Source organism: Microbacterium sulfonylureivorans (assembly GCF_003999995.1).
In the GTDB taxonomy this organism is placed as follows: domain Bacteria; phylum Actinomycetota; class Actinomycetes; order Actinomycetales; family Microbacteriaceae; genus Microbacterium; species Microbacterium sulfonylureivorans.
Map to the genome: position 1 here is coordinate 196,048 of NZ_RJAD01000004.1, position 22,401 is coordinate 218,448.

Consider the following 22,401-nt stretch of genomic DNA (forward strand, 5'->3'; position numbering starts at 1 on the left):
CCGCCCCCCGCCCCTCCCTACTCGCGTGAGTGAGGAAGTGCGAGGGGCGGACCCGGGGTCAGGCCTTGGACAGACCGCGGATCGGCGACACCGACTGCTCGGCCTCGTGGTCGGGGCCGAGCGGGATGCCCGACCGATCACGCAGCAGCAGCGTTGCGATCAGGCCGACGATCGTCATGCCGGCGAGGTACCACGTGACCGACAGCGTCGATCCGGTGGCCTGCACCAGCGCCGTGGCGATGGTCGGGGCGAAGGCGCCGCCGAGGATCGCGCCGATCGCGTACGAGATCGAGACGCCCGAGAAGCGGATGGATGCCGGGAAGAGCTCCGAGTACAGCGCCGCCTGCGGGCCGTACGTGAAGCCGAGGCCGACCGTCAGGATCGCGAGGCCGAGGAACAGCAGCCAGATGTCGCCGGTGTTGACGAGCGGGAACAGCAGGAAGACGCCGACGAGCTGCAGGATCCAGCCGATGATGTACGTCGTGCGACGGCCGATGCGGTCCGACACGAAGCCGGCCGCGAGGGTCGACAGCAGCCACGTCACGGCCGAGCCCGCCACCGCCCACAGCACCGGTCCGCGCTCGAGCACGAGCGGCCCGTCGGGGTTCGTGGCGTAGCCCTGGATGTAGCCGCCGGTCGTCATGTAGCCGACCGCGTTGTTGCCCGCGAACACGAGCGCCGCGATGAAGACGAGCAGCGCGTGCTTGGTGAACAGCTGGATGATCGGCGTCTTCGCCTTCTCCTTGCGGGCGGCGAGCTCGGTGAACACCGGGCTCTCCTCGACGCGACGACGGACGTACCAGCCGATGAGGATCAGGACGACGCTGAGCAGGAACGGGATGCGCCAGCCCCACTCGAGGAAGGCGTCGCCGGGTGCGATCATCGCCATGATCGCCATGACCCCCGACGCGAGAAGGAGCCCGAGGGGCACGCCGATCTGCGGCGAGGCGCCGAACGCGCCGCGGCGCTTCTTGGGCGCGTGCTCGACGGCCATGAGGACGGCACCGCCCCATTCGCCGCCGGCCGAGATGCCCTGAAGGATGCGCAGGAGCACGAGCAGGATCGGCGCCCAGACCCCGATGGCCTCATAGGTGGGCAGCACGCCGATGAGCGCCGTCGCGGCGCCCATGAGGATCAGCGTCCACATCAGCACGACCTTGCGGCCGTACTTGTCGCCGAAGTGGCCGGCGAGGAACGCTCCGAGCGGCCGGAAGAGGAAGCTCACGCCGACGGTGGCGAAGGCCACGATCGCGCTGTTCGGGCCGAGCGGCGCGAAGAACAGCTGGCCGAACACGAGGCCGACGGCCGTCGCGTAGATGAAGAAGTCGTACCACTCGACGGTGGTTCCGACCACGGTCGCGAAGACGACGCGGCGTCGATCGACGGGGCTGGCGATGGTGCCGGTGGGGGTGAATCCCGGGTCGGGCTGTGGTGTGCTCATGGGTGACTCCTGTGTCTGGGCTGACGACTTCGTCGACCGGCGAACCATCGTGGGAGGATGCTTGCCGGATGTGACACGATGATATACGATTTCAGATACGACGCAAGAGTGAGGACGCTCCTGATGGACGAGAACACCCCGGATGCCGCATCCGACCCCGATGAGACCACCGGCGCCGCAGGCACCGATCCCCGCTTCCGCGCCCTCCCCGTGAGGCCCGGGAAGATCATCGCCATCCACCTGAGCTACGCGTCCCGCGCCGATCAGCGGGGGCGCCGGCCGCAGCATCCCTCGTACTTCTTCAAGCCCTCGAGCTCGGTCGCCGCATCGGCCGGCACGATCGAGCGCCCCGCCGGCACGGAGCTCCTCGCCTTCGAGGGCGAGATCGCGCTCGTGATCGGCGCATCGGCCCGGCGCGTGACGCTCCGCGACGCCTGGCGGCACGTCGCCTGGGTCACGGCGGCGAACGACTTCGGGCTCTACGACCTGCGCGCCAACGACAAGGGATCCAACGTCCGCTCGAAGGGCGGCGACGGATACACCCCGCTCGGCCCGTCGCTCATCGACGCCCGGGCGATCGACCCGGCCGACCTCCGCGTCCGCACGTGGCTCAACGGAGCTGTCGTGCAGGACGACGGCGCCGGCGGCCTGATCTTCCCGCTCGCCCAACTCGTCGCCGACCTGTCGCAGCACTTCACGCTCGAGCCCGGCGACGTGATCCTCACGGGCACGCCGGCAGGCTCATCCGTCGCCGTCCCGGGCGATGTCGTCGAGGTCGAGGTCGACGTGCCCGGCGGACCGACCTCGGGCCGACTCGTCACGACAGTCGTCTCGGGCGATGCGGAGTTCGATCCGGCGCTGGGCTCGCTCCCCGCCGTCGACGATCTGCAGCGCACCGAGGCGTGGGGCTCGCGTGATGCGGCCGGGCTTCCCGCGGAGGCGCCGGCCACGTCCGGACTCTCCCCGGCCCTGCGCGCCAAGCTCGCGTCCGTCCCCGTCGCCGGGCTCTCCGCACAGCTGCGCAAGCGCGGGCTGAACGACGTCACGATCGACGGCGTGCGGCCGCTGCATCCCGCGGCGAAACTCGTCGGCACCGCGCGCACCCTCCGCTTCGTGCCCCTGCGCGAAGACCTCTTCGCTTCGCACGGCGGCGGCTACAACGCCCAGAAGCGCGCATTCGACGCCGTCGGCGAGGGCGAGGTCATCGTCATCGAGGCCCGCGGTGAGACCGGCTCGGGCACGCTCGGCGACATCCTCGCCGTCCGCGCCCACGCCCGTGGCGCCGCCGGCATCGTGACCGACGGCGGCGTGCGCGACTCCGACGCGGTGACCGCCGTCGGCATCCCGGTGTACACCGCCGGCGCGCACCCCGCGGTGCTCGGACGCCGGCACGTGCCGTGGGACCACGACGTGACGATCGGATGCGGCGGCACCACCGTGCAGCCCGGCGACGTCATCGTGGGCGACGCCGACGGCGTGATCGTGATCCCGCCCACGCTCGTCGAGCAGGTCGTCGACGCGGCGATCGCGCAGGAGGACGAGGACGCCTGGATCGCTCAGCGCGTCGCGGAGGGGCATCCGATCGACGGCCTGTTCCCCATGAACGAAGACTGGAAGGCGAGGTACCGCGCATGGCGGGAATCGAAGTGACCGGAGCGGATGCCTCGGCCGACGCCGCGACGCTCAGCAAGTCGCAGCGCGCCTACCGCTGGATCAAGGAGCGCATCGCGTCGCAGGAGTTCACGCCCGGCTACCGCCTGGTGCTCGGCTCGCTGGCCGGCGAGCTCGACATGAGCGTCGTGCCCGTGCGCGAGGCGATCCGTCAGCTCGAGGCCGAGGGCCTCGTGATGTTCGAGCGCAACGTCGGGGCGCGGGTGTCGATGGTCGACGACACCCAGTACCGCTTCAGCATGCAGTCGCTCTCGATCCTCGAGGGCGCCGCAACCGCGCTGGCCGCCCGTCGCCTGACCGAGGTCGACATCCGCAACGCGCGACGCATCAACGAGCTCATGATCGAGACCCTCGAGCACTTCGACCCGCGCGCCTTCACGGCGCTCAACCAGGAGTTCCACGCAGCGCTCTTCGAGAAGTGCGCCAATCCGCGCATCCTCGACCTCGTGCACGGCGAATGGGCGCGCCTCGGCCACCTGCGTGACTCGACCTTCAGCTTCATCCCCGGCCGCGCGCAGGAGTCCGTGCGCGAGCACGAGAACATCCTGCAGCTCATCGAGACGGGCGCCCCGCTCGGCGAGATCGAGAAGGCGGCCCGCCGCCATCGCTCAGCCACCCTCGACGCGTACATGATCCACGAGCACCCCGACGAGGCCCTCGGCCTCCCGGCGTTCTGACCCGACCCTCCGAAGGAGCCCCATGACCGACACCGACACGCTCGCCGGTGAGCGCCACGTGCCCGCCGACCTGCCCGCGCACATCCAGCACTACATCGACGGCGAGTTCGTCGACTCGGTCGACGGCGACACGTTCGACGTCCTCGACCCCGTCACGAACGAGACGTACCTGCAGGCCGCAGCCGGCAAGACGGCCGACATCGACCGGGCCGTCGCGGCGGCGCGACGCGCGTTCACCGAAGGGCCGTGGCCCCGGATGCTGCCGCGCGAGCGCTCCCGGATCCTCCACCGCATCGCCGACCTCGTCGAGTCGCGTGACGCGCGCCTCGCCGAGCTCGAGTCCTTCGACTCCGGCCTGCCCATCACGCAGGCGCTCGGCCAGGCGCGTCGTGCGGCCGAGAACTTCCGCTTCTTCGCCGACCTGATCGTGGCGCAGACCGACGACGCGTTCAAGGTGCCAGGACGCCAGCTCAACTACGTCAACCGCAAGCCGATCGGCGTCGCCGGGCTGATCACGCCGTGGAACACCCCGTTCATGCTGGAGTCGTGGAAGCTCGGCCCGGCGCTGGCGACGGGCAACACCGTCGTGCTCAAGCCGGCCGAGTTCACGCCGCTGTCGGCGTCGCTGTGGGCCGGGATCTTCGAGGAGGCAGGACTCCCGAAGGGCGTCTTCAACCTCGTGAACGGACTCGGCGAGGATGCCGGCGACGCGCTGGTGAAGCATCCCGATGTCCCGCTCATCTCCTTCACCGGCGAGAGCCGCACCGGGCAGCTGATCTTCGCCAACGCCGCGCCCTTCCTGAAGGGCCTGTCGATGGAGCTCGGTGGAAAGTCGCCGGCGATCGTGTTCGCCGACGCCGACCTCGACGCCGCGATCGACGCCACGATCTTCGGCGTCTTCTCGCTCAACGGCGAGCGCTGCACCGCAGGGTCGCGCATTCTCGTGCAGCGCGAGGTGTACGACGAGTTCGTCGAGCGCTATGCCGCCCAGGCGTCGCGCGTGGTCGTCGGCGACCCGCAGGACCCCGCGACCGAGGTCGGTGCGCTCGTGCATCCCGAGCACTACGACAAGGTGATGAGCTACATCGAGATCGGCAAGACCGAGGGGCGCCTCGTCGCCGGCGGCGGCCGGCCCGAGGGCTTCCCCACAGGCAACTACGTCGCCCCGACCGTGTTCGCCGATGTCGCGCCCGATGCGCGGATCTTCCAGGAGGAGATCTTCGGCCCGGTCGTGGCGATCACGCCGTTCGACACCGACGAGGAGGCGCTCGCCCTGGCGAACGGCGTGAAGTACGGCCTCGCAGCCTACGTGTGGACGAGCGACCTGCGCCGCGCGCACAACTTCTCGCAGGCCATCGAGGCCGGCATGGTGTGGCTCAACTCGAACAACGTGCGCGACCTCCGCACCCCCTTCGGCGGCGTGAAGGCCTCCGGCCTCGGCCACGAGGGCGGCTACCGCTCGATCGACTTCTACACCGACCAGCAGGCTGTGCACATCACGCTCGGCCCGGCCCACAACCCCACCTTCGGCAAGGCCTCCTCCCCCGCCCCCTGACCCCCTCCCTCTCCCCCTCCCCCTTCCACTTTCCGTTTGTGTGAAGAAGGTGCCGCTCAGCCCCCGCGCAGAACGCGACCTACTCCACACAAACCGACCGGACCACAAGCCCGGACCTCAAGCAAGGACGCTGACATGACCACCATCACCCCCGACTCCTCCGAGCCCGTCGTCACCGCCGACGACCCCATCCGCTCGGCCAACCGCATCCCGACGCCGTCGGTCCCGGCCCCCGACGTGCTCCGCTGCGCGTACATGGAGCTCATCGTCACCGACCTCGCGGCCTCCCGGGTGTTCTACGTCGACGTGCTCGGGCTCTACGTCACCGAAGAGGACGACGAGGCCGTCTACCTCCGGTCGACGGAGGAGTTCATCCACCACAACCTCGTGCTGCGCCAGGGGCCTGTCGCCGCCGTCGCCGCATTCTCGTACCGCGTGCGCACGCCGGAGGACCTCGACCGGGCGGTCGCGTTCTACGAGGAGCTCGGATGCCGCGTCGAGCGTCGCACCGACGGCTTCACCAAGGGCATCGGCGATTCGGTCCGCGTCGAGGACCCGCTCGGATTCCCCTACGAGTTCTTCTTCCAGACCGAGCACGTCGAGCGCCTGTCGTGGCGCTACGACCTGCACACGCCCGGCGAGCTGGTGCGGCTCGACCACTTCAACCAGGTGACACCCGACGTGCCCCGTGCCGTCGCGTACATGGAGGACCTCGGCTTCCGGGTGACGGAGGACATCCAGGACGGCGAGGGAACGGTATACGCCGCATGGATGCGCCGCAAGCCCACCGTGCACGACACCGCGATGACGGGCGGAGACGGACCCCGCATGCACCACGTCGCCTTCGCCACGCACGAGAAGCACAACATCATCGCGATCTGCGACAAGCTCGGCGCGCTCCGCCGCTCCGACGCCATCGAGCGCGGTCCCGGCCGCCATGGCGTGAGCAATGCGTTCTACCTCTACCTCCGCGACCCCGACGGCCACCGCGTGGAGATCTACACGCAGGACTACTACACGGGCGACCCCGACAACCCGGTCGTCACGTGGGACGTCCACGACAACCAGCGACGCGACTGGTGGGGCAACCCCGTCGTGCCGTCGTGGTACACCGAGGCATCCCTCGTGCTCGATCTCGACGGCAACCCGAAGGCGGTCGTGGCCCGCACCGACTCGTCCGAGATGGAGGTCACGATCGGCGCCGACGGCTTCTCGTACACCCGCAAGGAGGACGAGGCCGACGCGCTGCCGTCGTGGAAGCAGGGCGAGTACAAGCTCGGCCACCAGCTCTGACCCCTGTGCCCCCCTTCACCGGCCCTGTGTCCCACTTCACCGGGCCTATGCCCCACTTCACCGGGCCTGTGTCCCACTTCGCCGGGCTCATGTCCCACTTCGTGCCGGATACAGCCCCGCGAAGCGGGCTGAAGTGGGACATGATCGACAACGGAAGAGGAGAAGAGAGCGGATGCTGCACCCCGACGTGATCGCAGAGCTCGCCGCGGAACTCGCCGAGGCCGACCGGACGCACGGCGTGATCCCCCGGATCACGGCTCGGTATCCGGAGGCGACGGTCGAAGACTCGTACGCGATCCAGGCGGTGTGGCGCGACGCGAACCTTGCGGCCGGTCGCACGCTGGTCGGCCGCAAGATCGGCCTCACCTCCAAGGCGATGCAGCAGGCGACCGGCATCACCGAGCCCGACTACGGCGTCATGTTCGACGACACCGTGTACGAGAGCGGCGCCGAGATCCCGGTCGACCTGTTCTCGAACGTGCGCATCGAGGTCGAGCTGGCGTTCGTGCTCAAGCATCCGCTCGAAGGACCCGACTGCACCCTCGACGACGCCCTGGCGGCGATCGACTACGCGGTCCCCGCGCTCGAGGTGCTCAACTCGCACATCGAGCTGGAGGGGCGCACGATCGTCGACACGATCTCCGACAACGCGGCCTACGGCGCGATGGTGCTCGGCACCGTCCGCAAGCGCCCCGACGAGATCGACCTCCGCTGGGTGCCCGGCGTGCTCTCGCGCAACGGCGAGATCGAGGAGACCGGTGTCGCCGCGGGCGTGCTCGGCCACCCCGCGACCGGCGTCGCGTGGCTCGCGAACAAGTTCCACCAGCATGGCGCGCGCCTCGAGGCGGGTGAGATCATCCTCGCGGGGTCGTTCACTCGCCCCATGTGGGTCTCGCGCGGCGATCTCGTCCGCTGCGACTACGGACCGATGGGAGACATCACGTGCCGATTCGTTTGAGCCCGACCTTCCGTGACGCGCTCGCGGCCGCCGACCGGCCCCTCGCCGGCATGTGGGTGTGCTCGGGATCGCCGCTCGTCGCCGAGATCTGCGCGGGCGCCGGGCTCGACTGGCTGCTGATCGACATGGAGCACTCCCCCAACGGTCTGGAGTCGGTGCTCTCGCAGCTGCAGGCCGTCGGCGCGTACCCGGTGACGCCGGTCGTGCGTGTGCCGATCGGCGACGTCGTGACGCTCAAGCAGGTGCTCGACCTCGGCGCGCAGAACATCCTCGTTCCGATGGTGTCGTCGGCAGCGCAGGCCGCCGAGATGGTCGAGGCCGTGCGGTACCCGCCGCGGGGGCGACGCGGGGTCGGATCGGCCCTCGCGCGCTCCGCCCGGTGGAACAGGGTCGACGACTACCTCGCCCACGCCGAAGACCACGTCTCGCTGTTCGTGCAGGTCGAGACCGTCGAGGGGGTCGAGGCCGCGGCCGAGATCGCCGCGGTCGACGGCGTCGACGGCGTCTTCGTCGGGCCCAGCGACCTCGCGGCGTCGATGGGAGCGCTCGGCCAGCAGACGCATCCGGATGTCGTGGCCGCTGTGCTGCGTGCCTTCGAGGCCGTGCGCGGCGCGGGCAAGCCGGTCGGCGTGAACGCGTTCGATCCCACTGCGGCGCAGGCCTACCTCGACGCGGGCGCGTCGTTCGTCCTCGTCGGCGCCGACGTCGCGCTCCTCGCCCGCGGGTCCGAGGCTCTGGCCGAGCGTTTCGCCCCGAACGCCCGCCTCGACCGCCCGAGCTACTGACCCCGCCCCCGCCCGCCCGCCCCGGCCGAGAGTGCACGAATGACCGGCGCACGGTCGGGCACGTCGTCGTTCGCGCCCCCTCGGCGACATCTCGACGAACGCTCGGCGAAGCGCTCGGCGAACGCTCGACGACCGCTCGGCGAAGCGCTCGGCGAAACGCTCGGCGAAACGCTCGACGAACGCTCGGCGAAACGCTCGACGACGGGGGGCGAGGCATCCGCTGTCAAGCCCGGCCCTCGTGCGGCATCCGCATGCCAGGCTGAGAACATGAACCGTGACGTCACGAGCCGCATCGTCCTGGACGTCACCGAGCCGGCCGACCTGATCTTCGCGATCGCCGCGGCGGATCAGTACGAGACGTCGTGGGAGAGCTTCACCGCCGCCCTCGACGGCGAGTCGGTCGACTGGCATGTGGTCTCCGATGCGCACGGCACGAGACTGCACCGCCTGACGAGCGGCACCGGCCACCTCGTCGTCGAGTACGCCGCGCGCATCGACGGCGAGGGCGCGATCGCCACCGCCAGCGAAGCAGACCTCCTCGTCTACACGCGCCCGAGCCGCTATGCCGAGTCCGACGCCCTCGCTCCGACCGCGTCCGGAGAGTTCGCGGGCATCCGCGACCCCGCCGAGCTGCTCCACTCCGTCTCGTCGTGGGTGGGCACACGGCTGCGGTACGTGTCGGGCTCGTCGCTGCCGACCGACGGCGCGACCCGCACGCTCCTCGCACGTCAGGGCGTGTGCCGCGACTATGCGCACCTGTGTGTGGCGCTGCTGCGAGGGCTCGGCATCCCGGCGCGCAGCGTCGCCGTGTACGCACCGGGACTGTACCCGATGGACTTCCACGCGGTCGCCGAGGCGTGGATCGACGACGCCTGGCGCGCCGTCGATGCGACCACGCTCGCGCCGCGGTCGAGCCTCGTGCGCATCGCCACCGGACGGGATGCCGCCGACACGGCGTTCCTGACGGTCGCGTCCGGCCGCGCCGACCTGGTGCAGGTCGAGGTCAGCGCGACCGCCGACGTGCTCCCCGACGACGACGTCACCCAGCTCGTCTCCATCTGGTGAGCCCCACCCTCCCGCAGGCCGGGCCGGACGTGGCACAGTGAATCCATGAAGAAGTGGATCGTGCGTTTCGCGTCGCTGTTGGTCTTCAACATCGTCGTCCTGCTGGTCATCGGCTTCCTGACCCCGGCGAAGGTCGGCTGGTCGGCGCTGTGGGCGGGCATCGTGATGACGGCGCTCGTCATCTGGATCAAGCCCGCCGTCCACAAGTGGTTCCGCTCGATGGCCGCGAAGTCGGCGAACCAGCGCACCAAGGCGGGCGAGAAGGTCGTCGAGTTCCTCCTGGCGTTCGCCGTGGCATTCCTCGTGTGGATCGTCACCGTATGGCTCTCGGGCGTCGTCATCGGCGGGGGCTTCTTCGGCGCCTTCTGGGGCTATGTGCTCCCGCCGGTGATCCTGCTGATCGGCTGGGCGATCTACGATGCCGTCGACGACAAGGTCGAGGCGCACGCCGGCGCCCTGTACGACAAGGCCTCCGGCAGCAGGGCGACGACGGCGACGGATGCCTCGGCCCCCGCCATCCCGACTCCCGAGGCGGCCGCCGGCAGGCGCGAGCTGCAGGACGGCCTCACCGACGAGCAGCGCCGCATGCTCGACGAGCTCGGAAAGAGCTGACGAAGACCTCGCGGGCTGTCGATCGGCGGCGCGCTCGATCGTCATCGCAGTGTCGCAGCACTGACGAAAGGACGACATCATGCGGTACACGCTCCTCCTCCACTACCCCGAGATGACCCCCGACGACATGGGCCCGGATGCCTGGGCCGAGGGCATGCGGGAGTTCGACGAGTACGCCAAGGCGATCGACGCTGCCGGGGTGCTGCGCTCAGCCGAGGTGCTCCAGCCCTCCGCCGTGACGACCACCGTCACCGCTCCAGACGGCACGCTGCGCGTGCAGGACGGCCCGTTCGCCGACACGAAGGAGCAGCTGGGCGGCACATTCGTGATCGACGTCGACGACCTCGACGCGGCGATCGGCTGGGCGGCGAAGGCGCCGTCGATCGGCTGGGGAACCGTCGAGATCCGTCCGACGGCGACGCGGTTCGAGAACGGCGCCTGGACCCCGTTCGCGTAGTCATGTCCGCAGCCGACGATGTGCGGACCGCCGCAGAACGCGCGGCCCGCACGTCGTACGGCCACCTCCTCGCGCTCGTCGCGTCGGGCACGCACGACGTCGCCCTCGCGGAGGACGCCCTTGCCGACGCCTTCGAGCGCGCATTGCAGACGTGGCCGGATGACGGCATCCCCGCCAACCCCGAAGGGTGGCTCCTCACCGTGGCCCGCAACCGCCTCCGCGATGCCTTCGGCTCGGCCGCGCGCCGCACCGGCGTCGCCCTCGACGAGGCGATCGCCGCCACCCTCGCCGACGAGCGTGCCGTGGACGCGGCCGTCGTGCTCGAACGCCACGACGAGATCCCCGACAAGCGTCTCGAGCTGCTCTTCGCCTGCGCGCATCCGGCGATCGACCCGGCGGTGCGCACGCCGCTCATGCTGCAGACCGTGCTCGGGTTCGACGCGGCCGAGGTGGCCCGCGCGTTCGACGTGCCACCCGCGACGATGGCGCAGCGGCTCGTGCGAGCCAAGCGCCGCATCCGCGACGCGGGCATCCCCTTCGCCGTGCCGACCCGCGCCGACATGCCGACTCGGCTGCCCGCCGTGCTCGAGGCGATCTACGGCGCCTACGCGATCGGATGGCTCGATCAGGGCGACGAGCCGCGCGAATCGCTGGCCGACGAGGCGCGGTGGCTGGCCGTCCTCGCCGCAAGCCTGCTCGACGACGAGCCCGAGGCCTGGGGGCTCGCCGCGCTCCTCACCTACGCCCAGTCCCGGGCGCCGGCGCGCACCACGGCGCCCTGGCCGCCGCTCGACGAGCAGGACCCGGCCCTGTGGGACGCCGCCCTCATCGCCGAGGGTGCCGCCCTGCTCCGCCGGGCCTCCGCCCTCGGGCGCCCGCTCGGCCGGTTCCAGCTGGAGGCGGCCATCCAGGCCGTGCACTGCGACCGCGCCCGGACGGGCGAACTCGACGTCGACGCGCTGGTGACGCTCTACCGCGGGCTCGTCGCCGTCGCACCGACCGCGGGGGCGGAGGCGGCGCTGGCCGCCGTCGAGGCCCGTGCGCTCGCCGGTGACGGGGAGCGGCATCCGTGAAGAGTGTGCGAGCGCCGGCCGGCCGACATGGGCGGCGAGTCGTTCGCCTGCGGCGGTGAGCTCGGCGAGAGGGACGGCGGTGCCGCCCGCGGGAGTGATCTCTCCCTGTGCGTCATACGTCCTTCGTACGAGGTGTCATGAACCACTCGACGAAGGACGTCGCCCGCCCGTCCGGAGCGAACCGCACCTCCCACAGGTTCGAATAGCTCTGATCGCCGGGGTAGTCGACCGTGCCCTTGATGATCCCGATCTCGTCGTTCTCGATGAGGACGGCGAGCTCGTGGACCGGCTCGCTCGGTTCGGGGTCGCCCCACATCTCCACGATGGCGTCGATGCCGATGACCGGGTCGTCGTCGTCGGGTCGGAACCAGTACTGTGCGTCCTCGGTGAAGATCGCGCGGACATCTGCCGGGTCTTTCGACGCCCACGCCGTGATGTAGCCGTTCAGCCATTCGCTCGCGCGTGTCATAGGTCTTGTGTACTCGCGGGCGGATTCCATGCCAAGGCCTGCGCGAGATCCGGTGGAAGGCCGAAGCGTGATCGACGACGACTCGGCCCGGGCCGTCAGGGCGTCGTTCGCCCGGAGCCCGCGCCGCTTCAGGCGTCTGCAGGCTCGGCGACCTCGCGAGCCGTGTCCGCGGGAGGCCGCTGAGCCCGGCTCAGCAGCACGAACGGGATGGCGACGGCCGAGATCACGCCGCTCCAGAGCATCGACGCACCGTAGCCCCCGACATCCGCCACCCGTCCCAGCACAGGCTGGAACACGACCCCGCCCCCCGAGCCCATCAGCGAGTCGAACGAGAGCACCGTGGCGCGCTGCTTCGAGGGGATCATGTCGTTGAGGTAGGCCCGGTGGACGGGGTCGTCGATCGCCGCCGCGATGCCCCACAGCGCCACGAGCACGATGGCGACCCAGAAGTTGCGCACCAGCCCGAGACCGATCAGCACGAGCGCGCTCGCGACGGTCGAGAGAAGGATCGTCGAGGTGCGACGGCGGAACAGCCTGCGTGCCCAGGGCGCCAGGGCGCCGCCGACGATGGAGGCGCCGGCGAGGAGGGCCGCCGCGAGACCGGCGACCGAATAGGCCTCCTCGTCGCCCCACAGTTCGAGCAGGTAGGGCTGCAGCGCGTAGAACACGTAGATGCCGACGCCTGCGGTGAAGGGGCTCGTGAGCATCAGCCAGCGCACCGGCGGGTCGCCGAGTCCGTAGCGGATCGAGGCACGAAGGACCGTGCGCGTCGCACGCAGCGGGCTCTCGCTGCGGTCCGGCGTGAAGCCCAGATCGCGCATCAGCAGGACGGCGACCAGGAACATCACCAGCAGAATGGCGCCGCGGATCAGGAAAGGGACGCCGAGGTTCGTCGCCTGCGCTATCACGCCGCCGAGCACCGAGCCGGACAGCATCGCGATGCCGCCGACGATCTGCGCCCGGCCGAACACCGTCTCGAGGCTTCCCGTGTAGCCGGTCGCCTTCAGCGCGTCGACGAGCCACGCGTCCACCGCACCGGAGAAGAACGTGAAGCCGAGCCCGAGCAGCACCGACACGATCGCCCACGCCCAGAACGGGGACTGCCAGACCCAGAGCATCCAGTACAGGACGGTCGTGACCGCCAGCGTGATCGTGCCGAGCAGGTACGAGGCCCTGCGGCCGACCGTATCGGCCACGACGCCCGTCGGGATCTCGAAGACCAGCATCCCGGCGGTGAAGAACGCGTTCGCCGAGAAGGCCTCGAGATTCGAGAGGCCGGCGTCGAGCAGGAACAGCGTGTTGATGCCCCAGATGAACGATGCGGCGAGGGTGTTCCCGAGCAGGAGCGTGTAGTAGGTCCCCTGCACTCGGCGCGGGGTGGGCAGCGAGCGCGCTGCGTCGGTCCTGGCGATGGCGTAACCGCCCCTCTTCCGCGAGAACTTCCGGCGACACCGCGACAGTACCGCGGCCGCTGCCGCCGCCCAAGGGGTCTGTCGGGCCGATGGCAGAACGCACTGTGTCAACTGGTTGACTTACCTGGAGTCAACTGGTTGACTCAGACCTGTGTCCGAACGCATCACCTTCACGCTCCACGAACTGATCTCAGCCGTCGACGCGCACGCCGACGCCGTGCTCCGCGCGCGCTACGGGGTGTCGTTCAACCACTTCCAGTTCCTCGCGATCCTCGCCGACGTGGAGCCCTCCGACATGACCGCGCTCGCCGCATGCCTCGGCATCACCAAGGCCGGCGTCAGCAAGCGCGTCCCCGCTCTCGTCGCCGACGGGTGGATCGCGTCCGAGCCCGGCCGGGGACGCAGCATCCTGCTCTCGCTCACCTCCAAGGGGGCTGCGCTCGTCCGCGATGCCGGCGCAGTGCTCGAACAGGAGTTCACCGATCTGCTCGGCCATCCCGCGCTCGCGGACGACCCCATCGACGCCTCCCGCCTGAACCGCCAGCTCGTCGCCCTGACCACCCTCGTCCAGCAGCAGCAGGAGAAGCCATGACCTCGCCCGCCCGCATCCTCGTCGTGATCGGACACCCGATCGCCGACAGCCTCGCCCACGCGCTCGCGCACTCGTACGCGGACGCCGCCCGCGCCGGCGGCGCCGACGTGCGCATCGTCGATCTCGCACATGACCCGGTGCCGGGGCATCCCTCCGCGCGTGCGGAGCTGAAGTACCCGCGGAGCGAGGCCGACGAGCCCCTCCCCGCCGACATCGCCGCCCAGACGGAGGACGTGGCGTGGGCCGACCACCTCGCGTTCTTCTTCCCGCAGTGGTGGGGCGGCACCCCGGCCGCGCTGAAGGCGTACATCGACCGCGTATTCCTCAGCGGCTTCGCGTACCGCTACCGGCCGACCGGACGACTCTGGGACAAGCTCCTCACCGGACGAACCGCGCGCATCGTGATGACGATGGACTCCCCCGCGCCGTGGAACGCCTGGGTGTACCGGGATGCCGCGATCCGCCAGCTCCGCAACGCGACGCTCGAGTACTGCGGCATCACGGTGCGCGGAGTCACGCGTCTGTCGGAGGTGCGCCACCGCACCGACGCCGACCGCGAGCGCTGGGTGCGCGGCATGGCATCGTTCGGGTCGACGGATGCCGAGTCCGTCGCTCCGCGCGACCGCGACGCGCTCGTGCCGGCCTGACGCCGACCGCCTCCGCTAGAGGCGCTCGGCTGCCTCGACGACGTTCGTCATGAGGAGGGCGACCGTCATCGGGCCGACGCCGCCGGGGTTCGGCGACAGCCAGCCGGCCACCTCGGCGACGTCGGGGTGCACGTCGCCGTAGATCTTCGACCTGCCCGTCTCGGGGTCGGTCCCTCGGGTCACGCCGACGTCGAGCACGGCCGCACCGGGCTTGACGTCCTCGGCGCGCACGATGTGCCTGACACCCGCCGCCGCGACGATCACATCGGCCTGGCGCAGGTGGTGCGCGAGGTCGACGGTGCCGGTGTGGGTGAGAGTCACCGTCGCGTTGTACTCGCGACGGGTCAGCAGGAGGCCGATCGAGCGACCGATCGTGACGCCGCGGCCGACGACGACCACGTCCTTGCCGGTGAGGTCGTAGCCGTTGCGCAGCAGCAGCTCGATCACGCCGCGCGGCGTGCACGGCAGGGGTGACGTGATGGGTGCATTCACGTTGAGCACGAGACGACCGAGATTCGTCGGATGCAGGCCGTCGGCGTCTTTCGCGGGGTCGATGCGCTCGAGGATCGCGTCGGTGTCGACGTGCGTGGGGAGCGGCAGCTGCACGATGTAGCCGTGGCACGCCGGGTCGGCGTTGAGGTCGTCGATCAGCGCCTCGACCTCGGCCTGCGTGGCGTCGGCCGGCAGCTCGCGCTGGATCGAGTTCATCCCGATCGACTCCGACTCGCGGTGCTTCATGCCGACGTACAGCTGCGACGCCGGGTCTGCGCCCACGAGCACCGTCGCGATGCCCGGGACGATGCCCCGCTCCTTGAGCGCCGCGACGCGCTCGCGCAGCTCTTCCTTGATCTCGGCCGCGGCCGCGCGGCCGTCGAGCTTCTGCGCGACCACTACTGCTGCAGACCCGGGTAGAGCGGGAACGCGGCGGTCAGCGCGGCGACGCGCGCGCGCAGCGCCTCGACGTCGGCGCCGGGCAGCAGCGCGAGCGCGATGACGTCGGCGACCTCGGTGAACTCGGCGTCGCCGAAGCCGCGGGTGGCGAGCGCGGGCGTGCCGATGCGCAGGCCCGACGTGACCATCGGCGGACGCGGGTCGTTCGGGACCGCGTTGCGGTTGACCGTGATGTGGATCTCGTGCAGGAGGTCCTCGGCCTGCTTGCCGTCGATCGCGGCGTCGCGCAGGTCGACGAGCACGAGGTGCACGTCGGTGCCGCCCGAGCGGACCGCGATGCCGGCATCCTTCACATCCTGCTGCGAGAGGCGCTCGGCGATGATGTGCGCACCGCTGAGGACGCGCTCCTGGCGCTCCTTGAACTCGGGCGTGGCCGCGAGCTTGAACGCGGTCGCCTTGGCGGCGATCACGTGCATGAGCGGACCGCCCTGCTGGCCCGGGAAGACGGCGGAGTTGATCTTCTTCGCGATGTCGGCGTCGTTGGTGAGGATGAAGCCCGAGCGGGGGCCGCCGATCGTCTTGTGCACCGTCGACGAGACGACGTGGGCGTGGGGCACCGGGTTCGGGTGCAGTCCGGCGGCGACCAGTCCGGCGAAGTGCGCCATGTCGACCCACAGGAGCGCGCCGACCTCGTCGGCGATGGCGCGGAACGCGGCGAAGTCGAGCTGACGCGGGTACGCCGACCAGCCGGCGATGATGACCTTGGGCTGGTGCTCGATGGCCAGGCGCCGGACCTCGTCCATGTCGATGAGCGAGGTCTCGGGGTCGACGCCGTACGCGACGATGTTGAACAGCCGGCCGGAGAAGTTGATCTTCATGCCGTGCGTCAGGTGGCCGCCCTGGTCGAGCGAGAGCCCGAGGAGGGTGTCGCCGGGGCGTGCGATGGCGTGCAGCACCGAGGCGTTGGCGGTGGCGCCGGAGTGGGGCTGGACGTTCGCGAACTCGGCGCCGAACAGCGATTTGGCGCGGGCGATGGCGAGCTCTTCGGCGACATCGACCTCTTCGCAGCCGCCGTAGTAGCGGCGACCCGGGTAGCCCTCGGCGTACTTGTTGGTCAGCACCGAGCCCTGCGACTGCAGCACGGATACGGGGACGAAGTTCTCGGACGCGATCATCTCGAGGTAGCCGCGCTGGCGGTCGAGCTCGCGCTCGAGCACCTGGGCGATCTCGGGGTCGACCTCGCTGAGGGGGGCGTTGAAGTACTGATCGGTCATGACGATCTCCTTGACGACGGCTTTCGGGGTGCACGGCACGGGGTGCCGGGATTCACATCGGCCCAGGCGTGCGGTCGAATGCCGTAGTCAGCCGCTCCCCGGTGGTGGACCACCTCAACGCCAGTCGCGACATCCCGAGCATAACGGATGAGTCGCCCCTGGCAGGCGTCGATGACGCCCTGCTAGGCTGGGCACACCCTTTTGTTAGGACTCTTTACATGAATCGTCGCCGAGGACGGACCATCACGCTGGCCGCGCTCGTCGCGGCGATGCTGGCAGGCTGCACGCCCGCCGCCCAGAATGGAGACACTGTGCCTTCGCTTCCCGCCGTCGTCCCCGCGCCCGCCTCGCTCGAGCAGGCGTCGGGTGCGCCGTTCCGCCTCTCCGAGACGACGAGGATCGAGGGCGACGCGGATGCCGCGGCCGCCCTCGTCGCGCTGGTCCAGGCCCGCACCGGGCTCGAGGTCGCCGCAGACGGCGGCGGCGCGACCGTCACTCTCGCGATCCAGCCGGGCGGCGCCGCCGAGTCGTACACGCTCGCCGCGGACGAGGCATCCGTCGTCGTCACGGGCGCCGACGCGGCCGGACTCTTCTACGGAGTCCAGACCCTCGGCCAGCTGCTCGCACGCGACGGCGACGACTGGACCATCCCCGCGGTCACGATCGACGACGCCCCGCGCTTCGCGTACCGCGGCGTGATGCTCGACGTCGCCCGCCACTTCCACCCGGTCGAGACGGTGAAGGCGTACATCGATCGGGCGTCGGGTCTGAAGTTCAACGCGCTGCACCTCCACCTCGCCGACGACCAGGGCTGGCGCATCGAGCTGCACTCGCGACCGGAGCTCACCGAGCTCGCCTCGGGCACCTCGGTCGGCGGCGATCCCGGCGGCTTCTACACGAAGGCCGACTACGCCGAGATCGTCGAGTACGCGGCATCCCGTCACATGATCGTCGTGCCGGAGATCGACATGCCCGGCCACACGCACGCGGTCGGACTCGCCTACCCCGAGCTCGTCGAGGAGCCGGTGCTGAGCGACCACATCATCGAGATCGCCCGCGACTACGGCGGCGAGCTGCCCGAGACGGGCAAGCCCTACGACGGCATGGCGGTGGGCTTCTCGTCGCTGAAGATCCACGACGAGGCGACCTACGACTTCGTCGCCGATGTGTTCGGCGAGCTCGCGGGCATGACTCCCGGCCCGTACCTGCACCTCGGCGGCGACGAGGCGCTCGGCACGAAGCCCGAGGACTTCGCGCTGTTCGTCTCCCGCGCCAGCGCGATCATCGCCGACCTCGGCAAGACCCCGGTCGCCTGGCACGAAGCCGGCGAGGCCGCGGATCTGGCGGAGGGGACGGTCGGACAGTACTGGGGCTTCGTCACACCGACCGACGGCATGGACGGCAAGGCGCGCGAGTTCGTGCGCAACGGCGGGCAGCTGATCCTCTCCCCCGCCGACGCGATCTACCTCGACATGCAGTACCCGACCGGACCCGACCTCGGACTCACGTGGGCGAACGGCCCGACCAGCGTCGAGGACGCCTACTCGTGGGAGCCCTCGGCGATCATCCGCGGCATCGACGACACCGACATCCTCGGCGTCGAGGCGCCGATGTGGACCGAGACCATCCGCACCGCGGCCGACATCGACACCATGGCCTTCCCCCGTATCGCGGCGGCCGCCGAAGCAGGGTGGTCGCCCGCCACGACGGCGAGCGAGCTGCGCACGTGGGAGTCGTTCCGCGTCCGTGTCGGAGCGCTCGGCCCCCTGTGGACGAGCCTCGGCATCGGCTTCCACCCGACCGGCGAGATCCCCTGGGTCACCGAGTGAGCACCCTCGTCCACTCCGTCCGGCTCGTCGACGGCGGGCGGATCACGGACGACGCGTGGGTGCTGTTCGACGCCGGCCGCGTGAGCGCCACGGGCGCCGGCGCCGAGCGACCGAGCGCCGACGAGGCCGTCGACGGAGCGGGCGGATGCCTCACCCCCGGCTTCGTCGACATCCACGGACACGGCGGGGCGGGCGCGAGCTACGACGACGGCCCCGATGCGATCCGCACGGCTCGCGCGCTCCACCGCGCCCACGGCACGACCCGCGCGGTGGTCTCGCTCGTGACTGCGTCACTCGACGACCTCGCGGCGCGGGCGGCCATGGTCGCCGAGCTCGCGGAGTCCGATCCGACGATCCTCGGCTCGCACCTCGAGGGGCCCTACCTCGACCCGGGGCACAAGGGCGCGCACACGCGCGCGCTCCTGCGGGCGCCCGATGCGGCGTCGGTCGACCGTCTGCTCGAGGCCGGACGGGGCACGATCCGCCAGGTCACCCTCGCCCCCGAACTCCCCGGCGCCGACGACGCGATCGCGCGGTTCGTGGCCGCGGGCGTGGCCGTGGCCGTGGGACACACCGATGCGGATGCCGCGACCACGCGCCGCGCGTTCGAGGCCGGTGCGACCCTCCTCACCCACGCGTTCAACGCGATGCCGGGCATTCACCACCGGGCGCCCGGACCTGTCGTGGCGGCGCTTCGCGACGAACGCGTGACCCTCGAGGTGATCGCCGACGGCGTGCACGTCGACGATGAGCTGATCGCGGTGCTGTTCGCCGCCGCGGGCGATCGCCTGGCGCTCGTCACCGATGCCATGGCCGCGGCCGGTTCCCACGACGGCCGCTACGACCTCGGCGGTCTCGGCGTCACGGTCACCGACGGCGTCGCGCGGCTCGACGACGGTGGTGCCATCGCGGGCTCGACCCTCACCCAGGACGAGGCGCTGCGCCGCGTGGTCACCGGCGGCGCGCCACTGGCCACGGCCGTGCGCGCCCTGACCACGACACCGGCGCACGCGATCGGACGCGACGACCTCGGCACGCTGTCGGCAGGGGCCGCGGCGGACGCGGTGCTGCTCGACCGGGATCTCCGCGTGCAGCGGGTGTGGATCGACGGCGTCGCGCTCTGAGAGTGGGCCGTCCGCCGCACAACCCGGGGTGTCGCGCGGCGGACGGAGCATCAGGAGGATCGCCGCTCCGGGCTGCGGCCGCGCAGTCCGGAGTAGAGCGGGGCCGGTGGTCCCTCCCCCGAGTTCCCACCGAGCCCCGCCTCCGGCGACACGGACAGGTGACCCCGCCCTTCGCCGATGCCCGCCGCGTCCCCACGAGTGGCGAGCAACGTTCTCTGACTCATGAGACGGCGGAGGGGGCGTTCTATTACGCGTGTTCGAGGAAATCGCGCAGCACGTGGATCGCACGAACCCGCATGCGGACGACCGATTTCCTCGATGCATCTGGTCAAATCCCAGATCGGCGGTGAGAATGGGATCTGCGCGCTGTTCTCGCACGGCTCGCATGCTGGGTCGCCATTGGGGAGCGATCACGACCGCCCAGCCACCCGGGGAGACGCGTGACCGATCTGGACGACGAAACGAGCCGAGCGCCGACCCGACTCGGCGACGCCGACCTCGTGCTGCGCACGCGATCCGGCGACCGGGGGGCCTTCGGAGAACTGTGGCGACGCCACTACCGCTCGGGCATCGCCGTCGCCCGCGATGTCTCGCCCGGCACCGACGCAGACGACCTCGTCCAAGAGGCGTACACGAGGATCTACCAGTCGATCCTCAAAGGCGGCGGTCCCACGGGCTCTTTCCGCGCCTACCTGTTCACGAGCATCCGCAACACCGCGGCCGGCTGGGGACGCTCCCGTCGTGAGACGGCCATCGATGTGCTCGAGACGATGGAGGATCCCGCCACGACCGAGCAGGCCACCGCCGAATCGCTCGACCGCAGCCTCACGCACCAGGCGTTCCGCAGTCTGCCCAGCCGGTGGCAGGAGGTGCTCTGGTACTCGGAGATCGAGGGCATGAAGCCGTCCGAGATCGCGCCGCTGCTCGGCATGAAGGCGACGGCGGTCGCCCAGCTCACCTTCCGCGCGCGCGAAGGGCTGCGCGAGGCGTGGATCCAGGCGCACCTGCTCTCGGTGGCCGACGGCTCCGACTGCGCGTGGGCGATCGAGCGTCTCGGGGCCTATGCCCGGAACAACCTCGGCCGCCGAGACCGCGCCCGGCTCGAGGTGCATCTCGCCGGCTGCGCGCGCTGCGCCATCGTCGCCAGCGAGGCCAGAGAGGTGTCGAGCCGTCTTGCGCTCGTGCTGATCCCCCTCACTGTCGGTGTCGCCGGCGCCGCCGGATACCTCGCCACGCTGCAGGGCGGCGGTGTGCCGATCGCCGCGATCGCCGCGATGCCGTCGTCGGTCGTGCAGGGTGCGGTGAGCGCCGGAGCGGGCACCGCGGGATCGGCGGTCGGGATCGGCGGCACGTCCGCCGGCACGTCGGCACTCGCCGGCGCCGGATCCGCCGCGATCGCGGGCTCAGGGTCGGCGGCGACCGCAGGAGCAGCCGCGACGGGCACCGCAGCGGCAGCGGCCGGGACCACTGCCGCAGGCGCCGTGGCGACGGCGGCGGCCGCCGCCGTCGCGAGCGGGGGCGTCCTCAGCGGCGCGGGTGTCGCCGGGCTCGCTGCGGCAGGGCTCATGGTGGCCGGCACGGTCGCCGCTGCCGTCGCCATCCCGACCGCCTCCGCCGACCTGGCCGGTGCGAGCGAATCGTCCACCCGGATCGTCGCGGAGACCCCCGGACCGATCACGCCGCTCGAGATGGTCGCGGCGGCGACCCTGCCGATTGCGGAGGCGGGCGGCCCCTCGCCGTCCGACATCCCCGTCCTTCCCGAGCGGTCCGCCACGACCGCGGACTCGGCACGCGCCGAGCAGGGCGGCGGTATCGACGGCGACGAGCCTGCGGCGGACGCCGGCAACGGGAGCGCGGCCGCCGACAACGGCCAGAATGCCGATTCCGACAACCGGGGCACCGGCACGAACGGCGACCCGACGCCCGGGAGCACCGGAAGCGGAGTCGCCGCGGGCAACGGCAGCACTGCTCCGGGCAGCACCGGCGCCGCCAACAGCGGCGCCAGCCCCGGTCGCACGAACAGCGGCACGTCCGCGGCCGGCAGCACGAACAACGGCACCGCCGCGGCGGGCGCCAACGCCAACGCCAACGCCAACGCCAACGCCAACGGCAACGGCAACGGCAACGGCAACGGCAACGCCAACGGCACCCCCGGGACGAACAACGGCAACGACGGCACCGGCGCGAACAACGGGACGCCGCAGAGCGGCAACGCGAACAGCGGCAGCGGCAACAGCAGCGCGGGAGGCAACGGTCCGGCCGTCCCGTCGATCCCCGAGGCTCGCGTCGCGATCGTGTCGGGCACCTCGTCGACGTCGGGTGCGGAGACCAGAATCGAGATCACGGTCGGCGGCGCCCCCGGTGCGACGGTGCAGCTCCGCATCCGCGGTGTCGTGCGAGCGACGGCCGCGCTCGACGGGAGCGGCGCGGCGGTGCTCGTCGTCCAGCCCACCGCCCAGGAGCTCACGACCGACGCCCGCGTCGAGGTCCGCTACGTCGACGGCGCCCGCGCAGGAGCGCCGTCGAGCGCGCGGTTGAGCGAACTGCTCTGACCCCGGCCCGGCTCTGAGCGGGGA

General features: G+C 71.0%; 20 protein-coding genes and 1 riboswitch. Of the genes, 15 read left to right on the forward strand and 5 right to left on the reverse strand.

The genetic code is table 11. The annotated features are described in order from the left end of the window. Positions 1 to 58 precede the first annotated feature (58 nt). Positions 59 to 1,441, reverse strand: a complete 1,383-nt coding sequence (locus tag EER34_RS16810) for an MFS transporter (protein ID WP_127476795.1) — start codon at positions 1,439 to 1,441, stop codon at positions 59 to 61. Positions 1,442 to 1,564: 123 nt separating this feature from the next. Between EER34_RS16810 and EER34_RS16815 the strand changes: the two genes are divergently transcribed. The 10 genes from EER34_RS16815 (at position 1,565) to EER34_RS16860 (ending at position 11,587) form a co-directional block, all read left to right on the forward strand. Beyond that, complete coding sequence (locus EER34_RS16815; protein WP_127476797.1) at positions 1,565 to 3,091, forward strand: fumarylacetoacetate hydrolase family protein; 1,527 nt, start codon at positions 1,565 to 1,567, stop codon at positions 3,089 to 3,091. Then, positions 3,073 to 3,789, forward strand: coding sequence for a GntR family transcriptional regulator (locus EER34_RS16820; protein ID WP_127476799.1), 717 nt, complete (start codon positions 3,073 to 3,075; stop codon positions 3,787 to 3,789). Before EER34_RS16815 ends, EER34_RS16820 begins: the two co-directional genes overlap by 19 nt. 22 nt (positions 3,790 to 3,811) lie before the next feature. Then, complete coding sequence (hpaE, locus tag EER34_RS16825) at positions 3,812 to 5,344, forward strand: 5-carboxymethyl-2-hydroxymuconate semialdehyde dehydrogenase (RefSeq protein ID WP_127476800.1); 1,533 nt, start codon at positions 3,812 to 3,814, stop codon at positions 5,342 to 5,344. A gap of 135 nt (positions 5,345 to 5,479) precedes the next feature. After that, entirely contained in the window at positions 5,480 to 6,637 is a 1,158-nt protein-coding gene (gene hpaD, locus EER34_RS16830) for a 3,4-dihydroxyphenylacetate 2,3-dioxygenase (RefSeq protein ID WP_127476802.1), read from the forward strand. 172 nt (positions 6,638 to 6,809) lie between these two features. Continuing rightward, the gene (locus EER34_RS16835; protein WP_127476804.1) at positions 6,810 to 7,595 is read left to right on the forward strand and encodes a 2-keto-4-pentenoate hydratase; all 786 of its coding nucleotides are present in this window, start codon (positions 6,810 to 6,812) and stop codon (positions 7,593 to 7,595) included. Further along, positions 7,580 to 8,380 carry an HpcH/HpaI aldolase family protein gene (locus EER34_RS16840; RefSeq protein WP_127476806.1) on the forward strand — a complete coding sequence of 267 codons (801 nt, stop codon included), beginning with the start codon at positions 7,580 to 7,582 and terminating at the stop codon, positions 8,378 to 8,380. Before EER34_RS16835 ends, EER34_RS16840 begins: the two co-directional genes overlap by 16 nt. A 267-nt stretch (positions 8,381 to 8,647) precedes the next feature. After that, the gene (locus tag EER34_RS16845) at positions 8,648 to 9,445 is read left to right on the forward strand and encodes a transglutaminase-like domain-containing protein (RefSeq protein WP_127477006.1); all 798 of its coding nucleotides are present in this window, start codon (positions 8,648 to 8,650) and stop codon (positions 9,443 to 9,445) included. A 45-nt stretch (positions 9,446 to 9,490) separates the two neighbouring features. Next, positions 9,491 to 10,057 (forward strand): hypothetical protein, encoded by a 567-nt coding sequence (locus EER34_RS16850; protein WP_127476807.1) that lies wholly within the window; start codon positions 9,491 to 9,493, stop codon positions 10,055 to 10,057. Between the two features lie 79 nt (positions 10,058 to 10,136). After that, positions 10,137 to 10,514 carry a YciI family protein gene (locus EER34_RS16855; RefSeq protein WP_127476809.1) on the forward strand — a complete coding sequence of 126 codons (378 nt, stop codon included), beginning with the start codon at positions 10,137 to 10,139 and terminating at the stop codon, positions 10,512 to 10,514. A gap of 2 nt (positions 10,515 to 10,516) precedes the next feature. Beyond that, the gene (locus EER34_RS16860) at positions 10,517 to 11,587 is read left to right on the forward strand and encodes an RNA polymerase sigma factor (protein ID WP_127476810.1); all 1,071 of its coding nucleotides are present in this window, start codon (positions 10,517 to 10,519) and stop codon (positions 11,585 to 11,587) included. Positions 11,588 to 11,699: 112 nt separating this feature from the next. On the opposite strand, the gene EER34_RS16865 is transcribed toward EER34_RS16860, so the two are convergent. Both EER34_RS16865 and EER34_RS16870 read right to left on the reverse strand, forming a co-directional pair. Then, positions 11,700 to 12,056, reverse strand: coding sequence for a nuclear transport factor 2 family protein (locus tag EER34_RS16865; RefSeq protein WP_127476812.1), 357 nt, complete (start codon positions 12,054 to 12,056; stop codon positions 11,700 to 11,702). A 128-nt stretch (positions 12,057 to 12,184) separates the two neighbouring features. Continuing rightward, the gene (locus tag EER34_RS16870; RefSeq protein WP_240642468.1) at positions 12,185 to 13,423 is read right to left on the reverse strand and encodes an MFS transporter; all 1,239 of its coding nucleotides are present in this window, start codon (positions 13,421 to 13,423) and stop codon (positions 12,185 to 12,187) included. Between the two features lie 196 nt (positions 13,424 to 13,619). Between EER34_RS16870 and EER34_RS16875 the strand changes: the two genes are divergently transcribed. Further along, entirely contained in the window at positions 13,620 to 14,060 is a 441-nt protein-coding gene (locus EER34_RS16875) for a MarR family winged helix-turn-helix transcriptional regulator (protein ID WP_127476813.1), read from the forward strand. Next, positions 14,057 to 14,707 carry an NAD(P)H-dependent oxidoreductase gene (locus EER34_RS16880; protein WP_127476815.1) on the forward strand — a complete coding sequence of 217 codons (651 nt, stop codon included), beginning with the start codon at positions 14,057 to 14,059 and terminating at the stop codon, positions 14,705 to 14,707. The genes EER34_RS16875 and EER34_RS16880 overlap by 4 nt, the downstream gene beginning before the upstream one ends. A gap of 15 nt (positions 14,708 to 14,722) precedes the next feature. Here EER34_RS16880 and EER34_RS16885 read toward each other — a convergent pair whose 3' ends face one another. Continuing rightward, complete coding sequence (locus EER34_RS16885) at positions 14,723 to 15,598, reverse strand: bifunctional methylenetetrahydrofolate dehydrogenase/methenyltetrahydrofolate cyclohydrolase (protein WP_127476816.1); 876 nt, start codon at positions 15,596 to 15,598, stop codon at positions 14,723 to 14,725. Next, positions 15,598 to 16,872, reverse strand: a complete 1,275-nt coding sequence (glyA, locus tag EER34_RS16890) for a serine hydroxymethyltransferase (RefSeq protein WP_127476818.1) — start codon at positions 16,870 to 16,872, stop codon at positions 15,598 to 15,600. The genes EER34_RS16885 and glyA overlap by 1 nt, the downstream gene beginning before the upstream one ends. Positions 16,873 to 16,925: 53 nt before the next feature. Continuing rightward, positions 16,926 to 17,010, reverse strand: a riboswitch (ZMP/ZTP riboswitch). Between the two features lie 131 nt (positions 17,011 to 17,141). Here glyA and EER34_RS16895 point away from each other — a divergent pair. The 3 genes from EER34_RS16895 to EER34_RS16905 all read left to right on the forward strand — a co-directional run bounded on the left by EER34_RS16895 (position 17,142) and on the right by EER34_RS16905 (position 22,377). Further along, the gene (locus EER34_RS16895; RefSeq protein WP_127477009.1) at positions 17,142 to 18,701 is read left to right on the forward strand and encodes a beta-N-acetylhexosaminidase; all 1,560 of its coding nucleotides are present in this window, start codon (positions 17,142 to 17,144) and stop codon (positions 18,699 to 18,701) included. After that, positions 18,698 to 19,825 carry an N-acetylglucosamine-6-phosphate deacetylase gene (gene nagA, locus EER34_RS16900; RefSeq protein WP_127476819.1) on the forward strand — a complete coding sequence of 376 codons (1,128 nt, stop codon included), beginning with the start codon at positions 18,698 to 18,700 and terminating at the stop codon, positions 19,823 to 19,825. The genes EER34_RS16895 and nagA overlap by 4 nt, the downstream gene beginning before the upstream one ends. 440 nt (positions 19,826 to 20,265) lie before the next feature. Then, complete coding sequence (locus tag EER34_RS16905; RefSeq protein ID WP_127476821.1) at positions 20,266 to 22,377, forward strand: sigma-70 family RNA polymerase sigma factor; 2,112 nt, start codon at positions 20,266 to 20,268, stop codon at positions 22,375 to 22,377. The last annotated feature ends 24 nt before the right edge of the window (positions 22,378 to 22,401 follow it).